The following is an 11,912-nucleotide window of genomic DNA, read 5'->3' on the forward strand; positions in this document are numbered from 1 at the left end:
GAAATAGCACTGACAGATTTTATTTGTTTACAATTATTTTTAATGTTTTCTTGATGTTTGGAGTTTCGATAACAACAACATACATATTGCTCTCAGCATCAGGTAACTGAACTTCAGTTTTTACTGTAGATGATTTCAATGTTTTGACCAATTGCCCAGAAACAGTATACAGGCTTATTTGCATGTTTTCTAATTCTTCGGCAGGGAAATCTGCTTCAACAGTAATAACTTGTCCTGTTTGAATAGGATTAGGATAAAGTCTGGCCGTTGACGATCTTTGAGTCGAAATTTTGGTACTGCAAGTTTGAAGTGTTTTTCCGTCTTTTGTCGTCATTTTCGCACTAAAGTCTGCAGATTTATCTAAAGAATTCGCCAAATCATCTCCTGCTGAATAATATTGACCTGTTCCTACTAATTGCCCATTCTTAAACCATTGGTATGAAACAAATTCATAACCTCCGTTAGTCTGAGGATTATTATTGATAAGCAATATATTGTTGAATTTTTGATGCACAATGTCATAGAAACCAAATGGTTTTTCTATCGTTAAAACATAAGTAGCAGTTGCTGTTCCGTCTTGTGAAGTAACAGTAACATTTTGCGTATAAATTCCCGGTTTAGGAGGCGTAATCGTAAAATTGGCAGAAGGTGAGAATGTTGCTCCCGTTTCATTTGTGAAGGCAACATTTACATTGTTTTCTCCGCATTGCATCAAATACTTAATTTCTTTTGCCGGATTTAGATATACTTGAGTACCAAGTGTAATTTTTGATACCGTTACGTCATTATTTTTAATTACCAGAACTTGTGAAACATCTGCTGCTGGTAAGTAATTTTCATTACCATCCTGATGTGCTACAATTAATACTTCGCCAGATCGTAGAACATTTACTAAACCAAGCGCTGAAACATTAGCTGGCGGCAGGGCAGAAGTGTAAGTGAACGAGTAACGAATAGGTAAACCTGAATTAGAAAATCCATTTAAACTAAAGTCATTACCTACTCCAAAAATCTTTGGCAAAATCGCTCCAAATGTAATTTGCTGTGCCGCTTTGTTGATAGTAAGCTGGGCAGTAAGTGTTACTGGAGAACAATTTGGTGAACTTACATCTGGTGTTACTGTTGCTGTAACAGTATAAACTCCTGAATTAGTCGCTCCGTTTACTGTTCCTGTTGATGGAGTAGTAGCATATACTACGCTTGCTCCGGCAGGAAGATTAGCAACTTGTATGGTGCGTACACTTCCGTTATAAGTAAATGCGGCATTAGCAAAAGTTACCTGATCTAATGGAGAAGCAGTTACAGTAAGGTTTTGCTGTTGTGTAGCAATATTTCCGCTAGCATCAGTATAAGTCCATGTAATTACATAATTACCTACAGCAGTATAAGTTAAAGGATCTGTTGTTGTTGCAGATATAATTCCGGAACAATTATCAGTTGCTGTTGGTATTGCAATTTGCGCTGGTAAAATCGAACAATAGTTCGTAATAGCAGGAAGATTTGCTACATTAGGCACTGGCGCAGTTACATCTTGAATTGTAGTTATAGTTACATTTTGTGTTAAAGTACAGCTGTTTGCATCAGTAATAAGTACAGAGTAATTTCCTGCGCTTAATCCGGTTGCTGTTGCTGCATTTCCGCCAGAAGGTGACCATGCATACGTATAAACACCAGTTCCGCCTGTTACAGTTACAGTTGCCGAAGCATCACTTTGTCCGTTGCAAGAAACATTCACTTGTGATGTTGTTGCTGCAAGTAGAGCAGGTTCTGTTATTGTAACCGTTGCTGTTGTTTGACATAAGTTAGCATCTTGTACTGTTACAGTATAAGTTCCTTCAGCAAGTCCTGATGCAGTTGCAGCAGTTCCGCCAGTTGGAGACCATACATAACTGTAAGCACCAGTTCCGCCCGTTACAGAAACAGTTGCAGATCCGTTTGTTCCACCGTTACAAGAAACGTTAGTTTGAGATGGTGTTGCTATTAAAGCAGCTGGTTCTGTTAATGTAAAACTTTGTGTTGTCTGACATAAGTTGGCATCTGTAATAGTTACTGTATAAGTTCCTGCAGTAAGTCCTGATGCAGATGCAGCAGTTCCGCCAGAAGGTGACCATACATAACTATATGCACCTGTTCCTCCAGTTACAACTACTGAAGCTGATCCGTTAGAACCTTCATTACATGAAATATTTGTTTGTGAAGGAGCAACCACGATTGCAGCAGGTTCTGTGATTGTAAAGTTTTTTACAATAGAACATCCGTTTGCAGAAGTTATGGTTACCGAATAATTTCCTGCTGTAAGTCCCGTTGCAGTTGCTGCGTTTCCTCCATTTGGAGCCCAAACATATGTATATGGACCCGGAGCTCCTGAAGGTACTACTGTTGCAGTTCCTGTGTTTGATCCATTACATAATACATTGGTTTGAGATACTGTAGCAACTAATGTATTTATAGTAGTAATTGTAAAGTTTTTTGTAATTGTACATCCATTAGCATCTGTGATCAGAGCACTGTAATTGCCAGCTGGTAAACCTGTTACTGTTTGAGTTGTTACTCCATTAGACCATAAATAATAGTAAGGAGTTGTTCCTCCTGATGGAGTAACAGAAGCTTGCCCACCCACAACACAAGTTGCATTGATTTGTGATGTTGTAGCTGTTAAAACAGAAGGCTGATCGATTGTAAAGTTTTTAGTTAAGGTACATCCGTTATTATCTGTAATTAAACAGCTATAATTTCCAGCAGTAAGGCCAGTTGCAGTAGCAGCTGTTCCTCCAGAAGGAGACCATAAGTAGGTATAGTTTAATGTTCCTCCAGAAGCAGTTACCGTTGCTGTACCAGTTGCTCCTCCATTACAAAGAACATTAGTTTGTGATGTCGTTGCTGCTAAAACTGCAGGTTCTGTTATGGTAACATTTGCTGTGTATGTACAAGTGTTAGCATCCTGAATAGTTACAGTATAAGTTCCCGCCGCTAATCCTGAAGCAGTTTTAGCAGTTCCTCCTGTTGGCGACCATATGTAGCTATATGGAGCTGTAGCTCCTGTTGCATTTACAGTAGCGCTACCGTTAGTTCCGCCATTACATGAAACATTTGTTTGTGTTACTGTTGCAGAAAATGCAGCAGGTGTGCTAATGGTAATATTTTTAACCAATGTACATCCGTTTGCATCTGTAATGGTACAAGTATAATCTCCTGCTGGTCTTCCGGTAATAGATGATGTAGTTCCTCCTAAAGGAGCCCATAAATAAGTATAAGTAGGAGTTCCTCCTGATACCGTAACACTTGCAGTTCCATTTGATCCGCCAAAACAACTAACACCAGTTGATGCTGTAGTTGCTGAAAGGGCAGCTGCTGGTTGTGTAATAGTAAAAGTTTGTGTTGTTTGACATAAGTTAGCATCCATAACTGTAACAGTATAATTTCCGGCTGTTAATCCTGAAGCTGTCGCACCAGTACCTCCAGATGGAGACCATGAATAAGTATAAGTTCCGGTTCCTCCTGTTGCACTTACTGTTGCAGATCCTGTAGCTTCGTTGCGACATCCTATATTAGTTTGCGCAACTGGTGTAGCAACCAATGCATTTGGCTGGGTAATAGTAAAACTTTGTGTTGTTTGACACAAGTTGGCATCTTTTATTGTTACTATGTAAGTTCCTGCTGTTAATCCTGTTGCTGTTGCAGCAGTTCCTCCAGTTGGTGACCATAAATAAGTATAAGTTCCTGTTCCGCCTGTTACGTTTACTGTTGCCTCTCCTGTTGCAGCGCCATTACATACTAGATTAGTTTGCGATGTTGTTACAGAAAGTGGAGTAGGTTCGGTAATAGTAAAAGTTTGTGTTGTTTGACATGAGTTTGCATCAGTAACAGTTACTGTATAAGTACCTTGTGTAAGTCCTGATGCTGTTGCACCCGTACCTCCTGATGGAGACCATGAATAAGTGTAGCTGCCAGTTCCTCCAGTAACTGCAACAGTTGCAGTTCCGTTTGAACCTCCGTTACAGCTTACATTATTTACTGTACCCTGTGATGCCGCCAATACTGGTGGCTCCGTTACCATAATATCGCTTACAATTTTTGTACAGCCTTTAAAATCTGTAATAGTTACATTGTAAATTCCAGCAGAAAGTCCTGTAATAGCAGAAGTTGTAGCTCCGTTCGACCATAAATAAGTATATCCGGGAGTACCTCCGGTTGCAGTAATAGAAGCAACACCATTTGAGCCTCCGTTACAAGAAACATTAGTTACAGCCGGAGTTCCGTTTAATACTGGAGGCTGAGTTACTGCAATATTGCTTACCGTTCCTGTACATCCGTTATTATCGGTAATGGTTACTGAATAAGTACCAGCAGCTAAACCTGTTCTGTCTTCAGTTGTAATACCCCCGCCCCAATTGAAAGTATAGGGAGCTGTACCACCTGATGGCGTAAGGTTGATAGTTCCATTTGTACCTGCAAAACAAGATACGTTGGTTACTACTGTAGTTCCGCCAACTGCAGCAGTAGGTTGCACCACAGCAATATTACTTACCGTTCCTGTACATCCGTTAACATCGGTAATGGTAACCGAGTAAGTACCAGCAGCTAAACCTGTTCTGTCTTCAGTTGTAATACCGCCACCCCAATTAAAGGTGTATGGACCAGTACCGCCTGATGGAGTAAGGTTGATAGCTCCGTTTGAGCCTGCAAAACAAGATATGTTGGATACTACTGTAGTTCCACTAACTACAGCAGGAGGTTGCGTTATTGTAATATTATTTAGCGTTATAGTACATGAATTTGCATCTGTAACCGTCACGCTGTAAGTACCTGCTGGACGACCTGTTATAGCAGCTGTTGAAGCACCTGTATTCCATAAGTACGTATAACCTCCGGCTCCTCCTGTTGCAGTTACAGAAGCGACACCATTACTGCCTCCATTACATGATACGTTTGTAACAGCAGATGTAGCATTTAATACACTTGGTTGTGTTACTTGAATATTATTTACCGTTTTGGTACAAGAATTTGCGTCTGTAACAGTTACACTATATGTTCCAGCCATAAGACCTGTAATAGCAGATGTTGTAGCACCAGTATTCCATAGATAAGTATAACCTCCTGCACCTCCAGTTGCAGATACAGCAGCAACACCATTAGCACCTCCATTACACGCTACGTTTGTAAAAGCAGGTGAAGCGTTTAATACAGGTGGCTGAGTTATAGTAGCAGATCTAGTTATTTGTGTTCCTTCACCATCGGTAACCGTTACATTATAAACTCCAACACCAAGAACAGATGCTGTTGCATTTGTTCCTCCAGATGGCGACCATGAATAAGTATAAGGAATTGATCCTCCGCTTACAACAATTGTAGCAGTACCATTGTTTCCTCCGTTACAGCTGACATTTGTTTTAGCAATAGTTGCCGGAGCAGTTAATGCAGCTCCTGTTGTAAAATTAAATTCACCTCCGTAATTAGTTCCGCCGCTATTGGTAGCATACGCTCTATAATAAATAGTTGTTGCAGCAGGAAGTCCCGTTACAACATTACCAAATGTCCCAGTTCCGGTCCCTATTTGAACTTTATTATTTGCAATAGTTGGGTTTACCGTTGTAGCCCACACAATTCCTCTTTCTATGGTTGTATCACCACCATCAGCAGTAACCTCACCACCAAGTGTTGCAGAAACAGATTTGATGCTTGCTGCCACAGCAGATGTTACAGTTGGTGCAACTGCAAGTGTAATACTTGGTGCAGGATAATTTGTTGGGATTGTAGGAGTAATACCTAAATCATTTGTATTATGATGCCCCCAGTTTGCAGGATTATTTATGCTGGCTAATATTGCAGCTTTTGAACCTGTTAAAGAACCAGTATATTTACTGTTAGGAATTTCTGGTCCTGGTGCAGGAAATAAAGAAATACAGTTTACACCATTTGTTAATCCTGGCGGCAAACTGCTTTCGGCTCCTAATGCTGATACAGTAGATAAATTCCAAGTGGTTACCGGATCATAATTTGTTGCATTATAATCGCCATGTATACCAGCAATAAATGTTGGAGATGCCGGCTCAGGAAAACCTGTTGGAGATTGATAAGCAAGGATTTGGTCTCCAGCAAAAAGATTGAAGTTTGCACCTTGAGCAATTGTTACAGATGCCTGAGCTGTACCTGTTATTGTAAAAGTATCTGCAGCTGTTTCAATTATTGATATAATAGTTCCTACAGGTGTAAGTGCCGGTACATTCCACAATAAATGTGTTTCTGTACTGGTCGCCCAAGCTCCGTTGCCCCATCCTTTTTCAGTAAAATAAATAGCGGTTCCTGCCGGTATTGCTTTTAAAGTAATAAAGGAGAAACCATCTCCGCTTGGAGATCCCGTTTGATATCCCACAAAGGCGATATCACCGGGTACTAAAGCTTGAGCTTTTGCATTTTGATGTACAAAGAATGTACACAAGAGCATAATAAATAAGAGTAGTTTTTTTTTCATAATACGAGATTTAGGTTAGTGACATAGATAAGCATTGTGCCAGCCACTTTGATGATCAGGCTTAGTTATTGAACTTAAAGCTTTAATAAAATGTCCGTCATTTACCAATGTTTCGATTTTTCTAAAGCTTATATTATTGAGAGAATCCAGATTTAATTCATAGATGTAATGATTAAATGTTGTTCTGTTTGTATCCTTATCGAATTTTATAATCCCTCGTGGTCCTTTGATATTTAAATGATCCATTTCTTCTATTAAAGACTTGACACTTAATTTTTTTGCATTTTGCATGATGTTCTTTAGTATAAGTCCGTTTTCATATCCAAGAATTGAAAAATAAGTTGGATTTTCTGAATATGAGTTTTGATATAGTTCGTTTAATTCTGAAGTATCTGTATCATTCTGCATCCAGCTGCTTACTACATAAAGTTCGTTTTGATTATTCTTGTACTCGTCTAAAATTTTATCATTGATAAAAAAGGGAGTTACATAGAAAGGATATTTTTGGGTAATTTTATTTTGGCTTATAAAATCTGCATTTTCTTCAGCATATAAACCACTATAAAAAGCAAAAACAGCATCAGGCTTTTGTTCGTTAATAATTTGTGACATATAAAGTGACTCATCTTCTCTAGGCTGAAAAGGCGTAATATAATGCCCTGAAAAATTGTCTTGTTCGTTAAATGCATATTCTACAGCAGACAACAGGCCGTAACCCGAATCATAAAAAGAAGTTGAGGTTGCTATTTTTTCATATTTTTTACTTGTAAAATAGCGGCCTAAATGATAACAGGATTCAGCTAATCCAAACGAATTAATATAAACCCCTTTATAAGCCTGCGTTTCATAAGGCAATGTTGCTCCAAGATCAGCAGCGATTAATAAAATATCATTTTTTGAAGTATAGTTATAAACTTCTGACATATTTTTATGACCAAAAAAGCCAATGATAATCGATACATCTTCCTGAAAATTCAGTTTTTGTATTCTGTCAATTATCATTTTTTCGTCTGCACCAATACCAATACTTTCTACAAAAAATTTTGCATTTAGATTATTAAGTTTTAACCCTCGCATAAAATCCTTGTCTATTGTAGGATACTGTTTTGACTTTGGAATTAAAATTCCTATTTTAATGTCGTTATCCATAAATTGAGATTAAAAAATAGAGGCAGTAAATGCCTCTGTTTTTAGTGTTTTATTAGTTGCGAGAAGGAAAAACTCCTTGTAATGAAATACACATGTTTACAGCAAGATATGGATTTCGGATACTAAATGGAAGGTTGTTTCCTGCTGGTGCGGTGTTACCTCCTAGAACGGCAGTTGCACCAATTCCTCCAATTTTAGATGTTCCAGTTCCTGGTTCACTATAAATGTTTGCAGTTTGACCTCCAGAAGCAAGAGAGTTATTTCCACCGTCAGTTTCATTAGAAACTGTACCTCCTGTAATTGAATTTGCAGTTACTGTTACAGCTGCAGTTGCACCTGTAAGAGCGTGAATGTGAGCAGGAATATTACTTAGTAATAATGAAGTGTTTTCAACACCAGCAGTTTCACCTATTATAATGTTGCTTAAACCAGGACCTTGTCCATAGTGTATAGCGCTGCGTCCTCTTAAGTCAGGAAGATTAAAAGTAGTTGTGCCATTTCCTCCATAAGTTGTTCCAAGTAAGGCAAATAAAACTTGATTTTGAGAAATTCCCATAGCTTGACCGTTACAAAACGCCCAGCCTACAGGGGCGAAATTGAATGCAAAAAGATGGATCTCTCCGACGTAAACTTCAATCATAATTTTTAGATTTAATAGGTTAATGTTAGTTGTTTGATTTATAATGTTTTGATAGATTCGGTTACAATCGGTAATTAATCTGATAGATTTTTACTACATGCTAAGTTATTGAAAATAAGTATTCTACAAACAGGTGTTTTTACGTGTTTTATCTAAGTAAGAAATTCCACTTTTTAATCAATTTTTTGAATAGAAAGTAGCACCTATGGTTTTCAAATTGAACACTAAATCGCCTTAAAACTTAATTTAGACTCTAAAATTATATGGCTAGTGGCTTGGTGATGAAAAATATGTCACAAAAAAGGGATTTTATGTCATGAAATCTATTTTTAATGTCACAGAAATTTTGATGAATGACTTCTAATTATGCGAATTCATTTTTCAGTGAAAAAAGTAACTTTTTATTGAAAAATGTAATGATGATACATCGTTTTAGGTTTGTAGAAATGGGGTTTCGTGTATTTGAACGAATAAATTTACAAAAATAAATAGCATAACTATCAGGAAGACAGGGTTTTTTTGTGTAAATTCTTACGTAATGAATAAACTAGAGGAGCATTAGCTTACATTCGTTTAATGACTATCTTATAGTATTTCAAATTTGTAAAGATTCTAATAAAAGTTAATGAGGTTAACGAAAAATAGGCTTTGAATACTTTCGGAAGATTTAGCATACTATACTTCACTAAAAACTATGAATGATGAAGGGAATTAGTTTTAATTTTTAAAGTTTATATTCTAAAATTAAAAAGATTTATTTTTGCCGCTCAACCAGAATTCTACCAAACTCAAATTCCAATACTTTATGAAGGCAGTTATTTTCGACATGGATGGTGTAATTATCGATTCGGAACCGTTTTGGCAAAGAGCCGAATTTGAGGTTTTTTCATCCCTTGGCGTAGCCTTAAATACAGAATTCACTAATTTAACCAAAACAATGACCACCGTAGAAGTAACAAAGTTTTGGTACGATAAATTTCCCTGGGAAAGCAAAACGCTCGAAGAGGTTGAAGAAATGGTAATCGTAAGAGTAATGGAGCTGATAGAGCAGGTTGGTGGCGAAATAAACGGAATTGAATCTTTTATAAAAAAACTTAAAGACAATGGTTTTAAAATAGGTCTCGCAACAAATTCTCCTTATAAAATAATACCTGTAGTGCTAAAAAAAGCAGGTATTTCTCAATATTTTGATAGTATATTCTCGGCAGAATTTGTTGAGTTGGGTAAACCGGATCCCGCTATATATTTAATGACATCCAAAGAATTGGGTATCGAACCCGAAAATTGCATTGTTATCGAAGATTCTTATTCGGGAATGATGGCCGCAAAAAAGGCAGGTATGAAAGTCGTTGCGTTTACAAACGGAAATGAAGATCTCAATTTAAGTTTAGCCGATTACACAATGGAAAGTTTTCTGGAACACGAACTGACGATATTCTCCTGATTGATATCTTGTTGCTTAGCAGGAAAGTGAACAAATTTGGTCTATACAATATAATTTTGTAAAAGCTCAAGTCTTTCTTTTACCGTTAAATCACCATCCAGAAACAAAGTCGTACATTCTACTTCGGTTAGCCATTGCTTTTGCTGTTTAAAACTTCTGCTGGTGGTATTTTCTTCCAAATCATATTCGGCAGCCCAGGCTAGAAATGCCTTGTATTTTGCATTTAATTTTTCGTCGAATAAAATTTTATTTCCATTTCTTGAGATTTCCCGTTCAGCCAATCTTTGCAATCTGATTTTTTGCGGAATATATAATAAAACAACAAGATCAAATAGATCTTTATAATCTGTTTTCCAACGAAATATAGAACCGGTAACGACTACATTCTCCTGAGAATAAAAATCGCTTTCGAATAATAAATTACGTTCATCAGAAATTCTTGCTTCCTGAAACGGAGGATCTGTTTTTTTCCAAAAGTACTCGTCAGAATCCAGGTGCAAAAAACAATCGTTATTTTTGACGAAAGAATTGCCAAGTGTTGTAGCACCTGCTCCTGATGCGCCCATAATCATTATTTTCATCCTGTTTTTAATTAATGCTTCAATTCAATTTATCCTTTAGAATATAAAAATAGTTATAATCTTTAAAGATGAATTCAATTTGTTTTAAATAAAAACAGAAATAAATTTTTGAAATATTTTGTCACTAAGATCGTTTTAATAACCAATGAACTCAGTGTAATATAACATTACATCATGAATTTGTATATTTGTGTACTTTCTTAACCTACTAAAGTCTATAATGCCTGAATTTTCACCACTGGATCCAAAAACAGTTTTCCTGCTTTATTTTTGGGGAAACTTATTTATTTGCATTCTCATTTTTAGTTATTCGTTTTCGTATGCTTCGATTGAAAACAAAAGAAAATTAAACATTTTTGGCTACGGAAAAATAACCCTGACGATTGGTTGGGTTCTTATTTTTTTAAGAAACATAATCCCGGATTTTATTTCTATTAATATTGCCAATTCTATCATTTTGTGCGGATGCTGCTATGAAACAATAGCGATGATATCGATGCTCAAAGTAAAATCAAGAAGGTGTAATCGTTTGCAAATAGCCATAACCATTTTCGCAATAGCAGTTTTTAACATTGCAACATTATTAGAGAGTAAGGTGAATACCCGAATTGTAATTATGTCACTGGGAATTTTTGCCATTTTTTTGCCGCCAACAATTAATTATTTCAGAGAAAAAGGAAATAATCTTTTCCGGATGTTTTATTTATTGGGCTACGCTGTTTTTGAAATTTTAATCTTCATACGTGCAGTTTATAATTATATCAATCCGCAGGAATATTTTTTTTCGTACCGTGTTTTCGACAGTTTGTACAGTATTAGTTTGTTTTTGCTCACTCTTATTGGTACAGTAGGATTTTTGTTGCTGGTAAAAGAAAAACAAGATCTTAAAATCAAAAAGCTTTTAAACGATAAAAACTTATTCTTTTCGATTATAGCGCACGATCTAAAAGGCCCGTTGGGATCATCGGTTGCATTATCAGAAATATTAGCCGAGGAAATTGATGCTTACAGTCGGGAAGAGATTAGGGAAATTACAGGAATGCTCCACGAATCGAACAAAAACATTTATAAGCTGCTGGAGAATCTTTTAGACTGGTCGCGGGTACAAACGGGAATGATTGAATACAATCCGAAAAAAGTAGTATTGAATACCCTGATTGAGGAGAACATAGCACTTAACAGAAATACAGCATTAAATAAAAACATAGATCTTAAGTTTGAATCGACCGAAATTATAGAAATAAAACTCGATAAATACATGATTGATACTGTTTTGAGAAATCTGATGACCAATGCCATTAAATTTACGGATCAGCAAGGAGAAATTAGTATTACCATAAAAAGGAGAAACCAAAAAGCAGAAGTTTCAATCACAGACAACGGTATTGGAATTCCTGATAATATAAAAGAAAAACTTTTTAAAATTAATACCAAAGTAATTCAGAAAGGAACAGAAAACGAAAGCGGAAATGGATTGGGCTTACTACTCTGCAGTGAATTTATAAAAAAACACCAAGGCGAAATTTGGGCCGAAAGTGAATTTGGAAAAGGAAGTACTTTTAAGTTTATTTTACCGCTGGAGGGATAAAAATTCAATCCAAAATCCAAATTCCAAATTCCAAAAAA

General features: G+C 36.5%; 6 protein-coding genes. 2 read left to right on the forward strand and 4 right to left on the reverse strand.

Going from position 1 to position 11,912, the window contains the following annotated elements:
- Positions 1–19: 19 nt before the first annotated feature.
- The 3 genes from B0M43_RS15585 to B0M43_RS15595 are packed head-to-tail and all read right to left on the reverse strand — an operon-like array spanning position 20 to position 8,261.
- Positions 20–6,472, reverse strand: coding sequence for a T9SS type A sorting domain-containing protein (locus B0M43_RS15585; RefSeq protein WP_123921807.1), 6,453 nt, complete (start codon positions 6,470–6,472; stop codon positions 20–22).
- Positions 6,473–6,487: 15 nt separating this feature from the next.
- On the reverse strand, positions 6,488–7,621 hold the full coding sequence (locus B0M43_RS15590; RefSeq protein WP_078007414.1) for an ABC transporter substrate-binding protein: 1,134 nt from the start codon (positions 7,619–7,621) through the stop codon (positions 6,488–6,490).
- 52 nt (positions 7,622–7,673) lie between these two features.
- A complete protein-coding gene (locus B0M43_RS15595; protein ID WP_078007413.1) occupies positions 7,674–8,261 on the reverse strand; it encodes a phage tail protein in 588 nt (195 codons plus the stop codon).
- An 805-nt stretch (positions 8,262–9,066) separates the two neighbouring features.
- Between B0M43_RS15595 and hxpB the strand changes: the two genes are divergently transcribed.
- Entirely contained in the window at positions 9,067–9,705 is a 639-nt protein-coding gene (hxpB, locus tag B0M43_RS15600) for a hexitol phosphatase HxpB (RefSeq protein WP_078007412.1), read from the forward strand.
- Positions 9,706–9,746: 41 nt separating this feature from the next.
- Here the strand turns inward: hxpB and B0M43_RS15605 are convergent, their stop codons facing one another.
- Positions 9,747–10,286, reverse strand: coding sequence for an AAA family ATPase (locus B0M43_RS15605; protein WP_078007411.1), 540 nt, complete (start codon positions 10,284–10,286; stop codon positions 9,747–9,749).
- A gap of 220 nt (positions 10,287–10,506) precedes the next feature.
- On the opposite strand from B0M43_RS15605, the gene B0M43_RS15610 reads away from it, so the two are divergent.
- Positions 10,507–11,874 carry a sensor histidine kinase KdpD gene (locus tag B0M43_RS15610; RefSeq protein WP_078007410.1) on the forward strand — a complete coding sequence of 456 codons (1,368 nt, stop codon included), beginning with the start codon at positions 10,507–10,509 and terminating at the stop codon, positions 11,872–11,874.
- Positions 11,875–11,912: the final 38 nt, after the last annotated feature.

The sequence above is a fragment of the Flavobacterium sp. KBS0721 genome (genome assembly GCF_002007065.3).
GTDB lineage: Bacteria > Bacteroidota > Bacteroidia > Flavobacteriales > Flavobacteriaceae > Flavobacterium > Flavobacterium piscis.